Source organism: Paenibacillus sp. FSL H7-0690, from assembly GCF_037980415.1.
Taxonomy (GTDB): domain Bacteria; phylum Bacillota; class Bacilli; order Paenibacillales; family Paenibacillaceae; genus Paenibacillus_AQ; species Paenibacillus_AQ odorifer.
Window position 1 is genome coordinate 1,003,457 of sequence record NZ_CP150281.1, and the last position, 21,037, is coordinate 1,024,493.

The 21,037-nt window shown below is 45.6% G+C and carries 16 protein-coding genes; 7 read left to right on the forward strand and 9 right to left on the reverse strand.

The genetic code is table 11. The annotated features are described in order from the left end of the window. Positions 1 to 79: 79 nt before the first annotated feature. On the reverse strand, positions 80 to 1,537 hold the full coding sequence (katA, locus tag MHI32_RS04490; RefSeq protein ID WP_340011957.1) for a catalase KatA: 1,458 nt from the start codon (positions 1,535 to 1,537) through the stop codon (positions 80 to 82). Between the two features lie 262 nt (positions 1,538 to 1,799). Then, positions 1,800 to 3,416: an alpha-glucan family phosphorylase gene (glgP, locus tag MHI32_RS04495; protein WP_340011958.1), complete on the reverse strand. Its 1,617-nt coding sequence runs from the start codon at positions 3,414 to 3,416 to the stop codon at positions 1,800 to 1,802. A gap of 256 nt (positions 3,417 to 3,672) precedes the next feature. On the opposite strand from glgP, the gene rbsK reads away from it, so the two are divergent. Both rbsK and aroD read left to right on the forward strand, forming a co-directional pair. Further along, the gene (gene rbsK, locus MHI32_RS04500) at positions 3,673 to 4,602 is read left to right on the forward strand and encodes a ribokinase (protein WP_340012701.1); all 930 of its coding nucleotides are present in this window, start codon (positions 3,673 to 3,675) and stop codon (positions 4,600 to 4,602) included. Between the two features lie 61 nt (positions 4,603 to 4,663). Then, the gene (gene aroD / locus MHI32_RS04505) at positions 4,664 to 5,428 is read left to right on the forward strand and encodes a type I 3-dehydroquinate dehydratase (RefSeq protein ID WP_340011959.1); all 765 of its coding nucleotides are present in this window, start codon (positions 4,664 to 4,666) and stop codon (positions 5,426 to 5,428) included. Between the two features lie 84 nt (positions 5,429 to 5,512). On the opposite strand, the gene MHI32_RS04510 is transcribed toward aroD, so the two are convergent. The 4 genes from MHI32_RS04510 to bglX form a co-directional block, all read right to left on the reverse strand. Further along, on the reverse strand, positions 5,513 to 6,265 hold the full coding sequence (locus tag MHI32_RS04510) for a MerR family transcriptional regulator (RefSeq protein WP_076187440.1): 753 nt from the start codon (positions 6,263 to 6,265) through the stop codon (positions 5,513 to 5,515). 186 nt (positions 6,266 to 6,451) lie between these two features. Further along, complete coding sequence (locus tag MHI32_RS04515; RefSeq protein WP_076279885.1) at positions 6,452 to 7,204, reverse strand: 3'-5' exonuclease; 753 nt, start codon at positions 7,202 to 7,204, stop codon at positions 6,452 to 6,454. 186 nt (positions 7,205 to 7,390) lie between these two features. Continuing rightward, positions 7,391 to 8,359: a metallophosphoesterase family protein gene (locus MHI32_RS04520; protein ID WP_340011960.1), complete on the reverse strand. Its 969-nt coding sequence runs from the start codon at positions 8,357 to 8,359 to the stop codon at positions 7,391 to 7,393. Positions 8,360 to 8,475: 116 nt separating this feature from the next. Continuing rightward, positions 8,476 to 10,635, reverse strand: a complete 2,160-nt coding sequence (gene bglX, locus MHI32_RS04525) for a beta-glucosidase BglX (RefSeq protein ID WP_340011961.1) — start codon at positions 10,633 to 10,635, stop codon at positions 8,476 to 8,478. Positions 10,636 to 11,277: 642 nt separating this feature from the next. Here bglX and MHI32_RS04530 point away from each other — a divergent pair. The 5 genes from MHI32_RS04530 to MHI32_RS04550 all read left to right on the forward strand — a co-directional run bounded on the left by MHI32_RS04530 (position 11,278) and on the right by MHI32_RS04550 (position 16,820). Further along, positions 11,278 to 12,222: an ABC transporter permease subunit gene (locus tag MHI32_RS04530; protein ID WP_305953820.1), complete on the forward strand. Its 945-nt coding sequence runs from the start codon at positions 11,278 to 11,280 to the stop codon at positions 12,220 to 12,222. A gap of 28 nt (positions 12,223 to 12,250) precedes the next feature. Beyond that, a complete protein-coding gene (locus MHI32_RS04535) occupies positions 12,251 to 13,147 on the forward strand; it encodes a carbohydrate ABC transporter permease (RefSeq protein ID WP_076105429.1) in 897 nt (298 codons plus the stop codon). A gap of 80 nt (positions 13,148 to 13,227) precedes the next feature. Then, on the forward strand, positions 13,228 to 14,805 hold the full coding sequence (locus MHI32_RS04540; RefSeq protein WP_076105428.1) for a DUF3502 domain-containing protein: 1,578 nt from the start codon (positions 13,228 to 13,230) through the stop codon (positions 14,803 to 14,805). 68 nt (positions 14,806 to 14,873) lie between these two features. Then, positions 14,874 to 15,896 carry a LacI family DNA-binding transcriptional regulator gene (locus tag MHI32_RS04545; RefSeq protein WP_036686912.1) on the forward strand — a complete coding sequence of 341 codons (1,023 nt, stop codon included), beginning with the start codon at positions 14,874 to 14,876 and terminating at the stop codon, positions 15,894 to 15,896. A 36-nt stretch (positions 15,897 to 15,932) separates the two neighbouring features. Continuing rightward, the gene (locus tag MHI32_RS04550) at positions 15,933 to 16,820 is read left to right on the forward strand and encodes a sugar phosphate isomerase/epimerase family protein (RefSeq protein ID WP_076279882.1); all 888 of its coding nucleotides are present in this window, start codon (positions 15,933 to 15,935) and stop codon (positions 16,818 to 16,820) included. A gap of 87 nt (positions 16,821 to 16,907) precedes the next feature. Here MHI32_RS04550 and MHI32_RS04555 read toward each other — a convergent pair whose 3' ends face one another. From MHI32_RS04555 to MHI32_RS04565, 3 genes are read right to left on the reverse strand one after another with little or no spacing between them, the layout of a single operon-like run. Further along, positions 16,908 to 17,687, reverse strand: a complete 780-nt coding sequence (locus MHI32_RS04555; RefSeq protein ID WP_081387266.1) for a fused MFS/spermidine synthase — start codon at positions 17,685 to 17,687, stop codon at positions 16,908 to 16,910. Beyond that, positions 17,659 to 19,158, reverse strand: a complete 1,500-nt coding sequence (locus MHI32_RS04560; protein ID WP_312149585.1) for a response regulator — start codon at positions 19,156 to 19,158, stop codon at positions 17,659 to 17,661. The genes MHI32_RS04555 and MHI32_RS04560 overlap by 29 nt, the downstream gene beginning before the upstream one ends. 17 nt (positions 19,159 to 19,175) lie before the next feature. After that, positions 19,176 to 21,008 carry a sensor histidine kinase gene (locus MHI32_RS04565; protein ID WP_076309262.1) on the reverse strand — a complete coding sequence of 611 codons (1,833 nt, stop codon included), beginning with the start codon at positions 21,006 to 21,008 and terminating at the stop codon, positions 19,176 to 19,178. Positions 21,009 to 21,037 lie beyond the last annotated feature (29 nt).

The window sequence follows — 21,037 nt, forward strand, 5'->3', positions numbered from 1 at the left end:
TTTCAGCTAATTAGCAAAAAGAGGACCTTTCCCATCTACGGGCAAAGGTCCTCTTTAGTTTATAAGTGCATTTACAATCTTACATTCCGTCTGGTACAGATAAACCCAAACCGGATGCGATACGCTGTCCCAAGTCTGGATCAGCTTTAAAGAAATGCTCAATCTGGAGACGTTTGATATCGTTACTTTCAACAGGAGTCATAGCGCCAACGATATTTTGAACTAGACGGGTACGTTCTTCTTCAGACATTAGACGGTACAAGTCACCTGGTTGTGTATAGTGATCGTCACTATTGTAGGAGACACTATCCGCATAACCAGAGACTTCGAACGGCGATGTTTTATGCTGCGGTGATTCTTTAGGTCCTCCTAAGCTGTTAGGCTCGTAATAGGCACCGGAACCGCCATTGTTGCCCAAGGCCATGCCACCATCACGTTGATAGTTCTTCACTTCTACTTTTGGACGGTTGATAGGTAAACCGTTATGGTTGGGACCAACCCGGTGACGGTGTGCATCACCATAAGCGAACAGACGGCCTTGTAGCAATTTATCAGGCGAAGCTTCAATACCAGGAACGAAAGAGCCGGGGGAGAATGTAACTTGTTCTACTTCAGCAAAGTAGTTCTCCGGATTGCGATCCAATACCATACGTCCAACCTCGATTAACGGATAATCTTTTTGCGACCAGACCTTTGTTACATCAAATGGATCAAAACGGTAAGTCTTCGCATCCTCGATTGGCATAATTTGCACGTAGAGCTTCCAAGCAGGGAAATCTCCTTTATCAATAGCATTAAACAAGTCCTCTGTATGATAATCCGGGTTTTCCCCAGCGATTTTGGCAGCAAGGTCTGCATCTAGATTCTTAATGCCTTGTTCTGTTTTGAAATGGTATTTCACCCAGACTGCATTGCCCTCGGCATTTACCCACTTGAAGGTATGGCTACCGAACCCATGCATATGTCTCAGCGTAGCTGGAATTCCGCGATCCGACATCAAAATCGTTACCTGATGCAGAGATTCAGGCGATAAAGACCAGAAGTCCCATACAGCGTTCGGGTTCTTCAGATGTGTCTGTGGATCACGTTTTTGTGTATGAATAAAGTCCGGGAATTTAATCGCATCACGAACGAAGAATACAGGCGTATTGTTACCTACGAGATCATAGTTTCCTTCTTCAGTATAGAACTTCACGGCAAATCCACGAGGGTCGCGTACGGTATCAGCAGAACCTAATTCACCAGCTACAGTAGAAAAACGAATGAACAACGGTGTACGTTTGCCTACTTCAGACAAAAAGTTAGCTTTTGTGTATTGGGTTAGATCTTTTGTAACTTCAAAATACCCGTGAGCGCCAGCACCTTTAGCATGAACGACACGTTCAGGAACACGTTCTCTGTTAAAGTGGGCTAATTTCTCAAGCAAATGGACATCTTGTAGTAAAGTGGGACCGCGGTCACCGGCTGTCATTGAATTCTGATTGTCGCCTACTGGAGCACCCCAGCTGGTTGTAAGATTATTATTATTGGAGCTCATTAATAGAATCACCTCATGAGATTTGATTTTAGATTTAGTATAAGTTCTATATTAATGTTTTTTAGAGAAATTGCAACACTTTTTAAATAATTGACTCATTACAATATGTGGTAATCGTCAATACATCGTTGGCACATTCAGATATATATGATAGACAAAGTGATTAATTACTTAGCAGAATTAAAAAAGAAACAGCGCATCCCTACCATCACTGAAGGGGTGCGCTGCATTTTTTGATATAGAAGATATTCGGTTCTTGTACTTAGGCTTTAATGTACATACTGTTGTAATATTCATCTAACATTCTTTTGGTGGCAAACTCCGTACGGGTGGTTTCGATACTCTTTTTCATCATTTGTACCCACTGTTCACGATTCTCGTAAAAGGTTGGGAGTACACGTTTCAATAAGGTGTCGTACAGTGCATCACTATCATGCTTATCCAGCACCTCAAAGTCTGTAGTTTCGAAGCCGTCTCCAATCTGCCAGCCATTCTCACCATCGATGCAGGCTTCCGGCCACCAGCCATCCAGAATAGAACAGTTCAATACACCGTTCATAGCTGCTTTCATCCCGGAGGTGCCGCTGGCTTCCAATGGTCTGCGTGGATTGTTGAGCCAAATATCAGCACCGCGCGTCAGCTGGGCACCAATCGTCATATCGTAATTCTCGAGGAACACAACACTCTTTGGATACTTTTTCATCATCGCTACTAGGTTACTGACGATTTTTTTACCGTTATCATCGAGTGGGTGCGCTTTGCCGGAGAATACAATTTGTATCTTTCCAGACTCCAGATAAGGTTCGATAATTTCTGGCTGCGAGAAGATCAGGTCGCTTCGTTTATATGGAGCTGCTCTGCGTGAGAAGCCGATGAGTAAATTGTCAGCATTTAAGCTAATGCCGGAACGTTCTTTGATGAACTGGATCAGTTCGCCCTTGATCTCTTTATGCACTGCCCATAAGTCTCCATCCTGTTCGTAGGCTTGCGTCATTCTATCATCTACCCAGGTAGGAGTATGGATGGCATTAGTAATGCCTATAATTTCTGATCTTCCGGCTACTTCCTTCCACATTTTATTAGCCGTATCGGCGTGTAGCTGGGCTACTGCGTTGGAAATACGTGATAGTCTTAGACCTGCAACCGTCATATTAAATGGCTCGCCGCCGATCCGCTCCATCTGGTCACGGGTTAAGCCGTTGAACGCACTCATATACTCAAGTCGGTCGAGAGGATGGGTTTCGTTGCCTTCTTTGATTGGTGTGTGGGTAGTGAATACGACTTCTTCGCGAGTGGCTTTCCACGCTTCTTCGAAGGTATGGCCTCCGGACATTTTTTCACGGATTAGCTCGATAGCCGCTAGAGCCGCATGACCCTCATTGAAGTGATAGACATCAATAGGGATTTGCAACGCACGCATAGCTTTGACTCCACCAATCCCAAGCACGATCTCTTGTGCGATCCGTTCTTCGCCGAACCAGCCGTACAATTGGCCTGTGATCCAGGCATCATTATTCTCGGGAATATCCGTATCCAGTAAATACAATGTGCTGTTGCCAAAATAATCAGTTTTCCATACTTTGCATACCACATCGGTTTTTCGGACTTTAACAGTTACCTTAACCCCTGTATCTTCAAGAAACTCATAAACATAATTGTGATAGGAGTCGTACGGATTGCCATTGGCATCAATCTTTTGGTCCGTGTAACCTTGTTTCCACTTCAGCCCAATAGGGATGATAGGGGCGTTGATATCTTTTGCACCCTTGATGTAGTCTCCGGCAAGAATGCCCAGACCTCCGGCATACATTTTGAAATCGGAATGCAGCCCGTACTCCATACTAAAATAAGCGACTGACGGTAATTTTTGTTCGTTCACTTGATAAGCCTCCTAATCACGGATTAGATTAAATTGCAGTGAAGCTGCGGGCATTATCTTAGGTGCAAACGTTTGCTCAAAATAGTGCAGGCAATCATTGTGGAAGCGATTGCACCACTATTCTAGCACACTCGATGAATAAAAGCATAACGTCAATTTGGTGAAAACAACCATTTTGAATCCAATTGAGCGGAATTGATTGATAAAGTGGACAGAAGCCCCTAAGATAAAGAGATTGAAGAAATAATTAATGGTGGTGTCTAAGTTGGATATAGTTGTGATTGGAAGCTTGAATATGGATATGGTGGTACGTACAAACCGGTCACCAAATGCAGGAGAAACCCTGATTGGACAAGCCTTTGCTCTATCTCCTGGCGGAAAAGGGGCAAATCAGGCCGTTGCCGCAGCACGTCTGGGTGCAGAGGTTAGTATGATCGGAAGAGTTGGAAAAGATACCTTTGGTAGCGAAATGCTGGAGATTATCAGGAATGAAGGCATTCATATAGAGCATATTTCTGTAAGTGAACATGAGGCAACAGGAGTCGCCTCAATCGTTATTGAAGAAGATGGAGAAAATCGGATTATCGTGGTACCTGGAGCGAATATTGAGCTTACGGTAGAGGATATTCAGGCATTGGAGGCTGTGATTAGCCAGGCTAAGATCATTGTGCTGCAGCTTGAAATGGATCTGGCGATGAGTGAGCAGGCGATTGCGATTGCCCATCGTAAGGGGATTCCGGTCATCCTTAATCCTGCACCAGCTAGAGTGCTAAAGGATGAGATGCTGGCTCAGGTATCTTACCTGACACCTAATGAGACGGAAGCCGGGATTTTGTCCGGAATGACTGTGGATAGCGCAGAGACTGCTGAGCAGGCAGCCCGTATTTTGCTGCAAAAAGGAGTACAGAACGTAATTGTAACCTTGGGTTCAAAAGGTGCCCTGATTGTGAATGCTGAAGGTGCCAAGGCTGTTCCAGGCTTCCCGGTAAAGGCGGTAGATACAGTTGCTGCCGGTGACTCATTTAATGGCGCATTAGCCCAGCAGCTGGTCATAGGGAAGACCTTGGAGAAAGCCGTGAGCTTCGCTAATGCTGTAGGTGCATTGGCTGTAGGGAAAGAAGGGGCGATCCCTTCATTGCCGCAGTTGTCCGAGGTCGAGCAATTTCTAAAACTTAAATCGCTGTAGAATAGACAGTACAGGATATTCAAGATCTATACTAGATGAGATAGGATAAGGAGCTTAAATAATGAGCAGAACAGTAACCGTTAAAAATGTGATCATCGGCGAAGGAATCCCTAAGATATGTGTTCCGCTAATTGGAGCGACCTTGTCTGAGCTGAAGCAGGAAGCGGAAGCGCTGAAAGTACTGCAACCTGATTTGGTGGAGTGGCGGACGGATTTTTTTGCTGAAGTGGAAGACGTTGCAGCTGTAAAGAACGCACTAAGCGAAATCTGTTCTGTGATTCCAGATCTGCCGCTGATTTTTACTTTTCGGAGTGCAAAAGAAGGCGGAGAGAAGCAAGTCAGCACGGAATATTACACAGCACTGAATAAAGCTGCTGCCGAGAGCGGTCTAGTAGATATAATAGATGTTGAACTATTTAATGATGAGCAGGATGTAAAGCTACTGGTCGAAGCTGCTCATGCTCATAACGTGTCTGTCATTATTTCAAATCATGATTTTCAGGGTACACCTCCTAAAGAGGAGATCATCTCACGGTTATGCAAGGCGCAGGAGCTTGGCGGGGATTTGCCCAAAATTGCCGTTATGCCCCAAGATGCAGGCGATGTGCTAACTTTGCTGGAAGCTACACACATCATGAAGGAAAAATATGCAGACCGTCCGATTATAACGATGTCTATGGCGGGAGCCGGGGTGATCAGCCGTTTGGCAGGTGAAGTTTTTGGTTCAGCGCTTACCTTCGGAGCTGCACATAAACCTTCTGCACCTGGCCAGGTAGCTGTCGCTGAGCTTCGGAATACATTGTCGCTGCTGCACCACAGTCTGTGATTTCTGCTGATTGCTATTGCCTCAAAAAAAAGGCATCCGGAGTATCCGGATGCCTTTTTCTATTTTAAAATATTGTTCGTGCGCTTACGCATTTTTTCCCGTATATACATGTACGGCATCTCTTAGAAACGCAGCGAGTCCAGGGCGGCGTTTGTCATAGTATTCGGTAAAACGTTCATCATCAACATACAATTGTGCAACACCAGCATGAGCTTCTTTGGAATAGGAATTCCAGTAGAAGGAGAGCCACTCACGGTGTAGGTCTGCACTTTTTTGCGCTAATACACTGGCAGGATCTCCATGCTCCATTGCTTGCAAGAGTGTTTCGAACATCTCTTCCTCAAGCTGTTGTATAGCGGCATATTGATCTTCTGTCATTCCTTTAAGCTTTTGGTTGGATTGATTAATGGTGTCATCTCCGTATTTCTCCCTTATTTCTTGGCCATATTTCTTTTCGTTGTCATCTACCAGCTTTTGTTTAAAGCCTTCGAATTTTTCAGTATCACTCATGGTAATTCTCCCTTCTTTTTGAGCCAGCGTCTTTTCGACGTTAGCGATTAATAGATCTAATTGCTGTCTTTTTTCCAGTAGCTTGTCATGATGCTCCCGCAGCGCTTTGGCTCCGTCGAATGAGGGCTCTGTCATAATAGCCTTGATACGTTCCAGACTTAAGCCAAGCTCCCGATAAAATAAAATTTGCTGTAGTAGATCTACTTCGGTACGGCCATAGATACGATACCCCGAAGAGTTGATTCTCGCCGGCTTAAGAATGCCAAACTCATCGTAGTAGCGCAGGGTCCGTGTGCTGATTCCAGCTAACTCTGCGAGCTTCTGCACTGTGTATTCCGTAGTATCACCTCCTACAAACCAAATGTACACCTTTACGTAACGTGAAGGTCAAATGGTTTTTTTAGCATATCCAAAACAGCGACAGCTACCCTCTGAATGATCATGGGGAAGTCTGCCGCTGCTATGAATAAGTCTATAATGTTGAGCTATGTTGAGCTTTGCTGCTGCTTGAATTTATTTATGACCCATTTGTGCTGTGAAATAATTGTGCAATTCCTCCAGCTTACGAGGGTCCGCAAGGGTTGCTTTGTCTGAGAAGTAGTGTTCAACGACAAGGTCCCAGGTAGGTACAATTTTTTGTGAGGTCATAGCCTTTATGGCTACCTTAACTGTTTTGCGTTCTTTGGCATTGGAGAAGGTATCTACGTAATGCTGTGAACGCTCAAAATCCAGATCCTTAAACACGGCGCGGAAGATCTCTGATGTCATCTGTGCATCATCCAGCGCCCGGTGTGCAGATCCAGTAGGCTCAAGCTCAAACAATGCCATCGCGCTTTCCACGCTGACATCATTGCTAAGACCACGCGCACGAAGAACTCCTTTGAGCAAATCGAAATACGTAGCGGACATCCAGTAGGATTCGTCCATCTTGTGCATGCGCACATCCTGAATGATTCGCTTCATGTCTTCGCCACCCCAGGTAAGCAGCAGAACTCCGTCTGTGCTTAGATCAAGCCACTCTCTAAAAGCAGTGATGACTTTGGGGAAGCGAGCGGCAATATCGATTTCCTCTTGAGGGATACCCGTTTTTTTCTTAATAAAGGAATTCAGGGTGGAGAAATATATAGGTTTGATCAAGGAAGAAAATTCATCCTTATACTGCAGTGAAGAGTCTAACCGGACGGCTCCAATCTCAATGACCTCCATAGGGTGCTCGCTGGCAAACTTACGGCCGTTGAATTCGATGTCCAGAATAATATAATCCACAGGTACTTGCCTCCGTTTCCATGACTGACGCTGTAGTGCTTAATACGTCGACTTCTCTATTTTAACAAAAAAAGTGATGTAATGGGGAATATGGAGACAAGCTAATATTTGCACAAAAAAATGAACCAGCGTAACATCTGCGCACTGGTTCATTTAATCACTATTAAAATTTAATCCTATAAAAGATTAATGTCCTGAATCGGCAGCAGGTTCAGGCATATGAATCGGCTGTTCATTTATAACGGATCCGTCATCAAGACGAAGCCAGGTATTGAAGTCTTGAGTGCCTTTGACCAGTTCGATGACGCGTGCTCCCCGCATAAAGCCTTCTTTTCCATAAGTATTGTAGCCGGTAGCACGGCCATAAGAAAGACGTATGCCATACAGGCTGCCGCTAAAATCGTTGATATGGTCATGTCCGCAGAAGGTGCCAAGCACATCACCCATTTCCAGCAAAGCTGAGAATAAGCCCGAGTTCACCTCAGGTGAGCATACACGCTCAAACTTATGCCCATGACAGACTTGTGTAGACCAGACATCCCGATATTCGGGAATTGGAATATGGAAGAAAGCCAAGGCAGGCAGCCTGTTCTCAGCAGTCTTCGGATTCAGCCGCACAGATTCAGCCGTCAGCCAGTTGATCTGATTCCGCCCAATCCAATTGTAGCCCGGGATATCCTCATACTCGGAGTAGCCGCCAGAGTCCAGAAAATACAAAATAGCAGCCGAGTCGTCCTCCTGATCTTTAATTTCAAGAGTGTAATTGCCCGAGCCTTCCAGCTCTTCTGGACCGGCTTCGGTCAGGCAGTGGGGATGTTCCAGGGCAATTTGCATCAGTTCACTCTTTGAAATCAGAGTTTCTGTGTCATGGTTGCCAAATACAAAGGTCCAAGGGATGCCGGATCTCTCCACGGCAGCGACAGCCTCACGAAAAGCTTGTGCGGGGTGCTCGCATGCCTTGTTTCCCGGTGATACAGGACCCGTGTAAATAAGATCTCCCGTGAAAACCACAAGATCAGGTTGTTCCGCATCCAGAATGCGTTCCATCAGTACCTCGGTAAGCTGATCCTCAGCTCTTCCATCCATCCAGTGCAGATCGGTAAATTGTACGATTTTAAAAGTGCCATCTTGCTGAAATGATAAACTGTGTCTCATTAGAATAATCTCCCTTACTATCGAATATTGAATAGCAAGCTGTGGAGGCGCCAACCCCTCATTGCGCCAAGAGGGCAATAAGGGCTGACGTCGTTAGAAGCATAGCTATACGCAGGTCAGCCGATCCAGATCCGCTGAGTGCAATGATCTCCAGAGTTTCTACCGATCATAATATCATATTCCCCAGGCTCGAAGACCAACTGATCGTCTTTTCCGTAGAACATTAACATTTCTCTGGTGATTTCGAAGGAAACCACCTGTTTCTCATGCGGTGCGAGTGTAATCTGCTGGAAGCCTTTCAGTTCCTTGACCGGGCGCACGACACTTGCGCTGACGTCGTGGATGTAGAGCTGAACGGTTTCCTTGCCGGCGATGTCCGAAGTATTCTCTACTTCAATGGAGGCAACCACCCGATCCGCAGCTTCAACATTGAAGCTGTTGTAAGCAAACTTGGAATAGCTCAGGCCATAACCAAAACAGAACAGCGGGTCATTCGGGCAGTCCAGATAACGGGTCACGTAACGCACATTAGGATACATAGGATCATAAGGACGTCCCGTTTGATAAGCATTGTAATAGACAGGAATTTGCCCAACCGAGTAGGGGAAGCTCATCGATAAACGTCCGGAAGGATTATAATCTCCGAACAGCACATCGGCCAGCGAATTTCCTGACTCTGTACCCAGAAACCAAGCCTGCAGCAGAGCGTCGCTGGCATCAAGAACGGGTTTCAGCTCCAGTGGTCTGCCGCTGAATACAATGGTGACGACCTTTTTGCCGGTAGCCTTCAGACGCCAGATCAGCTTCTCCTGATTGGCTGATAGGCGGAGATTGGATTTGCTTCCGCCTTCCCCGGTATCCTGCTGGTTCTCACCGACAGCGGCGAGAATTACATCACAATCCTTCAGCGCCTGGTAGGCGTCTTCAATTTCATCCTTCACATCAAAAACACCCTCAAGCATGCTTCCCAGCTCACCAGTCATGGCCGTAAAAATATTTTCGGCAGATGTTTTTTGCGAAATGCCGGTGTAGAGTGATACAGCCGGATCTTTTTCTGTCCCGGCCCAACCGCCCAGCACATGAATGGAGGTGGCGAAAGGACCAGCCAGACCAATCTTCATGCCACGTTTAAGGGGCAAAGCATCATTGTCGTTTTTGAGCAGTACAACTGAGCTAGCTCCAAGCTCCCGTGCGGCCTGCAGATGCTCCGCGCTAGGTTTCGGAGCCTCATCCACCAGCGGATCTGCATCCTTAAATGGATTATCGAACAAGCCAAGCGCGTCCTTGAGCTCAAGCACCCGGATAACAGCTTCATCGATCAAGGCGATATCAAGCTTTCCTTCCTCGACCAGAGCAGCGCCGTGGTTTAGATAGTGAGTGGACATCATCTCAATATCCAGCCCAGCAGCCAGACTTTTCTCGGCTGCCTCACGGCCATCTATCGCGGCGCCATGGGGAATCAGCTCATTAACGGAATTGAAATCGGCGATGGTAACGCCGTTGAAGCCCCATTCTTCCCGTAAAATCCCGCGAAGAAGTTCGGAATTACCACTTGCCGGGATACGGTCAATGGTATTAAATGCGGCCATCACCATGGCCACACCAGCATCTACGGCAGCCTTATAGGCTGGCAGGTAGAACTCACGCAATACGCCGGAAGACATATCCACCGTGTTGTATTCCCGTCCGCCTTCGGGAGCACCATAACCAGCGAAGTGCTTCACACAGGCGGCGATGCGTCCTTTTTCTTTTAGGTCCTTGCCCTGATAACCCCGCACCATACTTTCGGTGACACGGGCATTCAGATAGGGATCCTCACCAGATGTCTCCATGACACGTCCCCAGCGCGGGTCGCGTACGAGATCAGTCATGGGCGAGAAGGTGACGTGAATGCCGGCAGCCGCACTCTCCTTGGCGGCGATTTCAGCAAACCTTTCACAGGCTTCAAGGTCAAAGCTGCTGCCCATGGCCAGCGGAATCGGGAGGATGGTCCGGTAGCCGTGAATGACATCCGCCATGAAGAGCAGAGGAATCTTTTGTCGGCTGGTTTGCAAATGTCGGGTCTGTTGCTCGATTACATTCCGGGCTCCAATACCGTTCAGAACACTTCCGATGCTCTCCATTACCTGCGGCTTAATGTTCAGTTCCTTAAATGGTCCGGTTAAATCCACGGTATCGTCCAAACCCCAATAGTGAGGACCTAGCTGGGTTAATTGGGCCAGCTTTTCGTCCAGGGTCATATCGTTCACAAGATCTTGGATAAACGTTTTAGTCATGGTTAACTCCTTCCTCGTGAGCGCATTGAAAGTTAGTTTGTTAAATAGATGTGTAGTTCCCCGCCAGGCAGCGTAAGCATGATTTTATTAGCAAAACTTACGTTAGATAGGCGATAAGGATGGGAGTGAACCGTTAACTCTCCTGGCACACAGCTCCGAGATGCGGAATGGGCCTGAGCTATAATCAGGTTCAATTGTTGTGAAAATCATAGCATTTCTCTCTTCGGATACAGGATGAGACATGAATTAAATTAGAAGAGGATTGCATCATTAAGATGTTACATATGGAGACTGACATGTCTATGAAAGAAAAGAATAAAAACGTTTCCACAAACGATACACCTCGATATTAGTCTGAACACCAAAAAAAGTCAATCGCCTTTAGAAAAACAGCTAATTTATATTTTTTTACGTGAAATATGTAACTTTAGTACTTGTAATTCAAAAATAAAATGAATTGACAGCGCATACATTTTGGGAGTATGCTTCTCACACAGAGAGTTTTACAGAAACACTGGAAACGTTTCTACAACGCTCGATACACTTTTTTATGAAGGTTGGGCAAACTGTTTTTATTCTGGCTGCTGGACAAGAAAGGAAGGTAATTTATGCATGTGACTGAATGCATCTTTCAAATTGGAGGTGGGCACTTTGGCGAGACTGAAGCTTGTGGGTGGAAACATTGTTCGGGAAGTCATTAAGAACAAAGTTCTTTTTCTAATGTTGCTGCCTGTAATCGTATATTTCGTTATCTTTCACTATGCTGTAATGCCTGGAGCTTACGTCGCATTTGTAGATTACAAGCTCAATAAGGGGATTTTTGGAAGTGACTTTATCGGCCTTAAGAACTTTGAGTTTCTGGTTCAAAATGGGGATCTATGGAATATTACCAAGAATACGCTGCTCTATAATATCGTCTTCCTGGCTTTAGGTAATATCATTCAAATAGTATTTGCCATTATGTTGTCTGAGATCTCAGGCAAGTGGTTCAAAAAAATATCACAATCCGTTATCCTGTTACCGAATTTCATCTCCATGGTTATCGTCGGTGTGTTTGCCTACAATATATTCAATTTCAATTCCGGGTTTATCAATACGATGTTAACTGGAATGGGGCTAGACCGTTACGAGTTCTATTCCGATCCGGGCATCTGGAAATATATTATTGTGGCTTTCAAGATCTGGGCGGGTACCGGATATGGAATGATTGTTTATCTGGCAACGATCACAGGGATTAATCATGATCTGTACGAGGCTGCTTATATGGATGGAGCGACTACCTGGCAGCGAATCCGTTATATGACCTTGCCGATTCTGAAGCCAACCTTTATTCTGCTTCTACTGTTCGGTATGGGTGGAATTCTCAAGGGATCCTTTGACCTTTTCTATAATCTGATCGGTACGAACTCTGTACTGTATCCGCAGACAGATATCATCGATACCTATGTCTTCCGTTCACTGGTGGGACAATTCAACTTCTCTATGGGTGCCGCAGTGGGCTTCTACCAATCCTTATTCGGTCTGATCCTGGTGCTTGTAGTTAACTTTATTGTACGCAAGGTAGAACCGGACAGCGCTTTGTTCTAAGACTAGACACGAAACAGGGGTGATAAATATGGAAAAGAGTACAATCAAACAGGATTCCGGAAGCATTCTCATAAAAGCAGTCAGTTATATCTGTATCGCTATCTTTGCGCTATTCTGTTTATTTCCCTTCGCGTTGATGATCTCCTCATCGTTCATGAACGAGCAGGAAATTGTTCGTGAAGGCTACAAGCTGCTGCCGAAGGCATTTTCCTTTAAGGCTTACGAGATGCTATTCAACAACTCTACTCAGCTGGTGAATGCTTATCAGGTAACTATCTTCATCACCGTAGTGGGTACGGTACTCGGACTGTTTATGATGTCGATGGCCGGATTCGTGCTCAACCGTAAGGATTTCAAGTACCGCAACTTCTTTTCCTTCTTGATTTACTTTACAACACTATTCAGTGGCGGCTTGATTCCGACATACATCCTGATGGTTAAGCACCTGCATATGAAGGACAGCTTATTCGCCATGATTCTTCCGGGTGTAGTTGGTGCATGGTCCATCTTCCTGATGCGTAATTTCATGAAGGCGATTCCGGATTCCTTATATGAATCCGCTACCATTGACGGTGCTGGCGACTTTCGCATCTATTGGCGGATATTTATTCCGCTGGCGGTTCCATCCTTGGCTACTATTGGGCTTTTCTCAGCACTAGGCTTTTGGAATGAGTGGTATAACGGGATGTTGTATATTGACAGTCCGACGAAATATCCGCTCCAATACTTTTTGCAGCGAATGGTCAATCAGACGAACTTAGGAGCGTTAATCAACTCGGGAGCGGTCATCAATACTGCTGATCTTCCGACGCAATCCATCAAGATGGCTACAGCTGTGCTGGCCACTGGACCGATTATTCTCCTGTATCCATTTGTACAGCGTTATTTCGTAACAGGCCTCACCATCGGGGCTGTAAAGGGTTAATGGACGCAATCTTCTTTTCGAAGAGCGTTTATTATAAATGAAAGTTTCATAAATAGAAGAGAAAAGGGAGGCTTACCTAAATGAAAGGTAAAAAGATCGCGTCTTCTTTAATTGCTGTCCTCATGCTTACTGGAGCACTGACAGCCTGCACATCCAAGAACAACAATGAGCCGAGTAATGATCCGGCAGCCACGAAAGCTCCAGAGGCTTCAGCCAATGCAGGCGGAGTGGATACTTCCAAGGAAGCTAAGCTGGTGTACTACCTGTGGGGCAGCGAAGGAGTTAAAAATAAAGAAATCCTCGCTGAGATTAACAAGAAGCTCAAGGCTGATCTAAACGCTACGATTGAAGTGAAGTATATTGACTGGCCGGATATCGCTACTAAGTACCCGCTGCTATTTGCTTCAGGCGAAGAATTTGATATGTCGCATGCATCTCCCGGAGCTCCGGTGTCTTATTTCACATTGGCTAGTGAAGGCGCTCTAGTGGACCTTACAGATATGCTGGATAAAGTTGCTCCTAAGCTAAAAGCGGAAATCCCGGAAAGTGTGTGGGAGAATACAAAATACAAAGGCAAAATTTATGGTGTACCAAGTCTTTATAGCGAATACACACCTGCCGGTTATGCCTATCGTTCTGACTTGCTGAAGAAATATGGAATGGACAAAATCACTTCCATTGATGATATGGTTAAATACATGGATAATGTGGTTGCTAATGAGTCCTTCCCACCAATTAACGGCAAGGCAGAAGATGCAGCCAATATGTTCAGAATGCTCGTAGATACTACAGGGATGTGGCTTAACGCTCCTGGTATATCTTTGAATGAGCTGAATCTTGTGACCAAAAGTCCAGAGGACTACAAGACCGTCTTCCATCCAGCCTTCACTCAGGAATTTGAAGATTGGGCTGTGAAGATGCGTGAATGGGCGGATAAGGGTTACTGGAGTAAAGATGTGCTGTCTGCGACCCTAGGCAGCAAGGATAACTTCAGAGCAGCTAACTCCGCAGGTTATTTGACTCATGCTCAGGACTGGATCGGCCAATACGGTGCGGATTTGAAGGCACAACCGGAATCAGATCCTTACTTCTTTACTTTTGCGGAAGCTAATAAGAAGATCAAACGTAAGATGGGCGTTGACAACTCGACTGTAATCAGCACGAACTCAGCTAATCCAGAGCGCGCTCTGATGGTGATCGAGAAGTTCATGACCGATGAAAGCTACTACAACCTCATCCAAAACGGTATTGAAGGCAAACAATATGTGATGGAAAATGGTGTTAAAAAGCAGCCTGCAGGCTTCAACGATAAAACGGACGGCGGAGGTTTCGCTGCTTGGTCACTTCGTAATGACAAATTCGTAGTTCCTACGGATACAGAAAACCCAATCCGTAACTCCTTATTCGCAGAATGGGATAAAGTGGCTATCGATGATCCTTACAATGGCTTCAGCTTTGATCCAACCAATGTTACAACTGAAATTGCTTCGATTTCCAACGTGAATTCACAGCTTGGTATTCAATTGATGCTTGGTAAAACAAGCAAAGATCCAAAAGCAGCTGTTGCAGAGTACCGCGATCAGCTGAAAAAAGCAGGAGTTGACAAGGTCATTGCCGAAGTAGAGAAGCAATTGGCTGCGTTTGTTCCTGTCAACTAAAGAAAGTTAAGGGGTGTAAGGGAGCTATAATTCGATATAGCTCCTTTACCCATAAATGGGGGAGTAAAGTGGATGTAAATATCAAGGATATCGCGCGGATTTCCGGTGTGGGCATCTCGACGGTCTCCAGGGTAATCAATAACAAGGGACCGGTGAGCAAGTCTACACGTGAGAAAGTGATGAGTGTGGTTAAGGAATACAATTATATTCCCAATTCCAACGCGCGGAATTTGAAAACTACACAATCTAAGAACATTGCACTTATGGTCAAGGGGATTACCAATCCTTTTTTCTCTAATATGATCAGAGAAATTGAACGGCAGGTCAATCTGCGGGGCTACCCGTTTCTTATCCAGCAAGTAGAGGATGGGACCGATGAAATCAATGCTGCAATTCAACTGGTGAAGGAGAAGAATCTGTGCGGGATTATCTTCATGGGTGGAACCTATGATCATTCTGAAGAGAAGTTCAAACAACTGACGGTTCCGTTTGTGCTGACAACGATCACCTCAACGCAGGAGGTGAACCCGCTTATTTTTTCCAGCGTTATTATCAATGAAACGAAGGAAGCCTATAAGGCTACCAATTATTTGATCTCATTAGGTCATACGAATATCGGCTTTTTAGCCAAGTCTCCATTATTGGATGAAACCACGGGCAACCGGCGGTATTTAGGCTACAAAAAAGCACTCGAAGAGCAGGGTCTGCCCTATGATTCAGGGTTGGTTGAGGATTGTGAATACAGTCCCAGCTCGGGATTTAATGCTGCGCGAAGACTGCTCAACAAGAACAAGGGAATTACAGCTATATTTGCCGCTTCCGACACAATTGCCATCGGTGCTGCCAAAGCGGTGCTTACCGCGGGGTTATCTATCCCTGATGACATTTCGATCATTGGCTTTGACGGGATCGAGATGGCTGAATATTATCATCCTTCTCTTGATACAATCAGCCAGCCGGGTACGGAAATGGCCTTATCCAGTGTAGGTGTTCTGTTCGACCTCATTTCCGGACGATCAAACCATCAGCATATTGTCTATGATGCGGTATTGCTCAAGCGTGGTTCCTGCAAGATGATTAAACCTCGTTAAGATCACACTATAAACCTTTATTGGAGTGGAACCCAAATGCAAGATACACTGAGAATAGGTACGATTGTTCGTGGTGGAGAAGCCGTTAAGGTCATTCCACAAATTGTGGGGCATGGATTTGAATCATTTAATCTGAACTTTTGGCAGACCACCGGCGAAACCGATTTGATAGAAACGGCTGCACGACTGAGGGAGTTAGCTGCTGAACATGATTTTGTCATCTCTTCTGTGGGCATCTATGGCAATCCGCTCGCAGGCAGCGGCGACAATGCCGACACGTTGGCCAGCTGGGAGCGGCTGATTGATCATGCACATTTATTTGGCACAGATATTATAGGCGGCTTCACTGGCCGATTGCCAGGTTTGTCCATTGATGAGTCCATCCCGAAGTTTACAGAGGTGTTCGGAGAACTGGCGAAGAGAGCGGCAGATCGTGGCCTGCGGATTGCTTTTGAGAACTGCGCTATGGGCGGAAATTGGAAGAGCGGAGAGTGGAACATCGCTCACAATCCTTCGGCCTGGGAGAAGATGTTCAATGCCGTTCCGGCGGATAATCTGGGATTGGAATGGGAGCCTTGCCACCAGATGATCGCATTGATTGATCCGCTTCCGCAGCTGCGCAAATGGATGGATAAAGTATTCCATGTGCATGGCAAGGATGCGACCATCGCTTGGGACATCGTCAAGGAATACGGTATTCATGGCCCCAAACCTTATGTATGGGACCGGACCCCTGGCTTCGGGGATACCAATTGGGTAGATGTAATCACCATCCTGCGCCAAGCGGGTTATAAAGGTACGATTGATATCGAAGGCTGGCATGATCCAGTGTATCGTGATGAGCTGGAAATGACCGGCCAGGTGCATGCATTGAATTACTTGAAATATTGCCGTGGTGGCAGCTTTGTGCCTAATCCGGTTTAAATGGTGCCGTATGAAAACAACCCAAAAATGACCTCGAAATCCACAGTGAAGTGGAGGATGAGGTCATTTTTTATAGTTAATCCTGATTTAATCCTGAATCAGATATCCTTGTCCCAGCTGTATTTCTTTGAAGCCAGCCAAATGGCGGGCTTGAAAGCGGATAGGGGTGCTGCCGCCAACCATAATGATATTTTGGATATCGGCGGCCCCTTCTGAAGGCAGGGAAAAGGCTCTGATATAGGCGTACTCTTCGGCTAGCGTTGTATAAATCGCGTTGATCAGCGGGTCATGTTCACCTTTTCCCATTAGATTCATGAGAATATATCCGCTTGTGTTCAACTTCGAACGGGTAATACTGAAAAATTCACGGGAGATCAAATGCCTTGGTGTACCAGCGGCAGTAAAGGCATCCAAAATGATGTAATCATATACCTGCGGGGCTTCGCCTTCAAGGATCTGACGTCCGTCACCGATCACTACGTTATCTTGACTATATCCAAAGCAGCGGCGGCTTAATTCGACTACTTGTTTGTCTAGCTCGGCTACTTTAAATCTTTTATCCGGAAAATGTCCGGCAATTGTTCCAATTCCATGCCCAATAAGAAAAACATCCTCAAAAGAGGGGAGGTTGAACTCCATGAAGTGAATGATGGCCCGCGGATATTCAAAGAGAATTCGTTGCGGGTCATTAAGATCCATCGCACCTTGAGTGGCATGATTCGAGAACTGCATAACACGGAAGGAGCCTTTTTCACCATATAGTTCTGTTGTGTCGTAGACGGTTATTTCATGATTTTCGCTATTTCTTTGAAGCTCTGAATGCAAGTGATCGATCTCCTTATACAATACTAATTCGTTTATATTCATTGGGTGTAACCCCGACAACACGTTTAAAAAGCTTGTTGAAGTAGGCGGGATCGCCATATCCAACCTCTGCCCCAATCTCGTGAACCTTCAGGTCGGGAGCATTCTTGAGCAGATGTTTGGCTTTGCGCAGCCGAATTTCCGTGATGTAGTCCGTCAGTGTAAGTCCGGTCTCTTGCTTGAACAGCTTGCTTAAATAGCTTGGAGTCAAAAAAACCATATTTGCCAAAGTGTTCAGATCCGCATGCTGATTATAGTTAGCGGATATCCAGCGTTTTATGGTTTCTATGGCTGTGCCGGACATCTCCAGACGATGGGTTCTGATTTCGGTCAGAATGTTTGTGAAATGAGCGGTAAACATCTCCTCAATGTCGCAAAAGCTCATACTGGACGCGATTCTGTCGTCCAACCTGAGGTCGGGAGCACTTTTATTGCGGGCCTCGAATTCTTGCAGTTCCTTTTGTGCAGTTTCTTCAACCCATCGACAGACCCGGAGAATTTGGTCAGGACCGGCTTGTTGTGCTTTCAGCACTGAGAACAGGTCATGAATCCATTCTAAGACGCCTGTCACATTTAGAATCTGCAGGTTATGGATCAGCGGTTCTCTAATTGTATTAAAGTGATCCAGGAGGTTCATCTCCGGCTGTTGAATATTCTGAATATTCGCGTAATGTACAGGCCCCGGATTATATATGCCCATGTTGCAGGCTTGTTTAGCATCTAGGTATGCCTGTCTAAGCTTGGATACCTCATTATAACAACCGCTGGTACCTACATGTAGGATCTTTCCGTGTGCAGATATCCGCATAATGTCACCGATATCTTTTAAATCGTTGTCTGACAGCGGCTCAGCAGAATATACAATCCAGACGTAGAGTCCTTTTTGAATCTCCAAGCTGTCGAAGCTCAACGCCTTCTCTTGCCGCAGACTGTCTGCGCAGGAGCAGACGGTTTCTCTGGCGCTCCCTTTGAGGACAAAGACCGAGAAATAAGGCTGGGGCAAGGTAAGGCTGGATAATAGGAGAGGGGAAGAGGGCTCTTCGATATGTAAGACTGTCAATAAAAGCCCGGAACGGTGGCGTTCTTCCTTGTCGCGCGCGAGCTGCCGTTCTTTGTCTAGCCGATAAAGCAACTCGAACAGCTGCTCTTTATTAATTGGTTTTAATAAATAGTCTACAGCTGAGCTGCGGATGGCTTCTCGGGCATAATTAAATTCAACAAATCCACTCATTAGAATAGAGTAGATCTGCGGATGGGTGGCTTTTAACTGTTTAATCAGCTCCAAGCCATTGATTTGCGGCATACGAATATCTGTAATCACAACATCAAGTTGAAGTGTGCTTAACTTATCTAATAGATGTTTTCCGTCGGAGTAGGTGCCGATGACCAGAAATTCGGCGCTTTCTTTACTGATCATTCGGGCCAGTCCTTCGCGGATTAAGATCTCATCATCCACAATCGCAATACGCAGCAATCTGAGCAGCCCCTCTCCTAAATAAATTCATCTTCACTGTATTTAGCGTTAATATCCGCAATGCGCAGGGTAACACGAGTGCCGATTCCAAGCTCACTCTCAACAAGCAGACCAAACGAACTGCCGTAATGCAGGCGAATTCTTTCATTTACATTTCGTAGTCCAATCCCGAACCTTTCATTGTCCGTTCCAGTCTGCAGACTATTGTTTAAGGAACGAAGGGTGGCTTCATCCATACCGATCCCATCATCTTCTACACAGAATACGGCATCTCCATGCTCGCTCCATGCGGTGATGCTCAAGGTGCCCAGTCCTACCTTTTGATCCAAACCGTGAAAGACAGCATTTTCTACGATCGGTTGAAAGACAAGCTTAATAACAGAAAGATGAAGGAATTCGTCCGGCACGTCGATGTTAAGTCTGAACTTGTCTGGGAATCGGATTTCCAGCAGCTGATAATAATTTCTCACATGATCCAGCTCTTGTCTAATTGTAACAGCCTCTTCGTTTCGGACAATGCTGTAACGCATTTGAAGCCCAAGTAAATAGGTTAGCTTCGCCACACGTGGATCATCATTGCTCTCTGCAAGCATGCGGATGGATTCCAGCGTATTATAAATAAAATGGGGATTAATCTGGTTTTGAAGCGCCCGCATATCAGCCTTTTGCTTCCGTTTCTCCGTGATGGACACTTCTTGTAACAGATCTTTGATCCTTATGATCATCCGATTAAAATGACTGCCCAGCATCCCAATTTCATCATTATATTTGGAATGCTGCCAGACATCCAGATTACCATGCTGCACCCGTTTCATTAAGCGGACCAAGGATTTAAGGGGTTTGGTCAGGGCATGGGAAATTATAGTCGCAACAAAAAGTGCAAAAGCAATGATAATCAGTGTGGTCAAGATAAGCGTATTACGATTCTTTTGTACAGGGGACAGGATACGTGTTAAAGGAATCGTAACCATAGTGGTCCACCCGGTCTGTTTCGAGACGGTATACACTGCAAGATAAGACTGGCCATTCAAGTCTATTTGAAAATGATCCTGCTGCTGATTTACTTGCTGCAGCAACAGCTTTGTATTCAGAGTTTGTGTATCGGCAGCCAGATTCGGAACCGCGGAATCTTCACTGGCATAAATCAGATCTCCATTGTTATCTACAATGAACGTGTTTCCTTGCGTAACTGCATTTACGGGATCGATAATGCCCTTAAACAGATTGATGTCTACATCGAAAACGAGAATTCCTATATTCTGCAATGTGCTTACAGAGTTAATCGTACGCAGAACACTAAAGACCTCTTTATGGACATTCGAGTTGGTGCGGATCGTATGTCTGCCCTGAATGACAGGCGCTGCTCCGGCATCTTCACTCATGGTTCTCCATTTGGCTAATCGTTCCTCTGGATACAGTTCATTAATTCCAGCGTCTTTATCATAAAAGACAGAACCGTACTGATCCACCAAATACACGGCAATGATCTCTTCCTTAGTATGATTCAAATAGCTAAGGAACATCGCCATGCCCGTATTTTTTTCCCAGTCGGTATTTTGCTGTGTCAGGTAGACTTGCACATCGGTGTTATACAGCGGCAGGGCTGTATATCTTTTGAGGTCGGCAATATATCGGTCGATGGTATCTGAAGCATTCGATGTCATTTGACCCGCACCGTCAGTCGCATTCACAAGAACCGAGTTGAACATGGAGCGGGACGATAGATAACTTACATAAGTGATCGGCAGAGAGATCAGAAAGACAAAGATAACGATCAGCTTGCGCTCCATCGGTAGATTGGCAAGGAACAACCACATTTTGCGTAAAGTTAACCGGATGTATGATAGCATTTGCGTTGTTCCTTTCCTGTAATAAGCTA

Coding starts and splice junctions, on each gene's coding strand:
- katA (WP_340011957.1), bottom strand. CDS start 1,537: ATGAGCTCCAATAATAATAATCTTACAACCAGCTGGGGTGCTCCAGTA.
- aroD (WP_340011959.1), top strand. CDS start 4,664: ATGAGCAGAACAGTAACCGTTAAAAATGTGATCATCGGCGAAGGAATC.
- MHI32_RS04520 (WP_340011960.1), bottom strand. CDS start 8,359: ATGAGACACAGTTTATCATTTCAGCAAGATGGCACTTTTAAAATCGTA.
- bglX (WP_340011961.1), bottom strand. CDS start 10,635: ATGACTAAAACGTTTATCCAAGATCTTGTGAACGATATGACCCTGGAC.
- MHI32_RS04535 (WP_076105429.1), top strand. CDS start 12,251: ATGGAAAAGAGTACAATCAAACAGGATTCCGGAAGCATTCTCATAAAA.
- MHI32_RS04540 (WP_076105428.1), top strand. CDS start 13,228: ATGAAAGGTAAAAAGATCGCGTCTTCTTTAATTGCTGTCCTCATGCTT.
- MHI32_RS04550 (WP_076279882.1), top strand. CDS start 15,933: ATGCAAGATACACTGAGAATAGGTACGATTGTTCGTGGTGGAGAAGCC.
- MHI32_RS04555 (WP_081387266.1), bottom strand. CDS start 17,687: ATGAATATAAACGAATTAGTATTGTATAAGGAGATCGATCACTTGCAT.
- MHI32_RS04565 (WP_076309262.1), bottom strand. CDS start 21,008: ATGCTATCATACATCCGGTTAACTTTACGCAAAATGTGGTTGTTCCTT.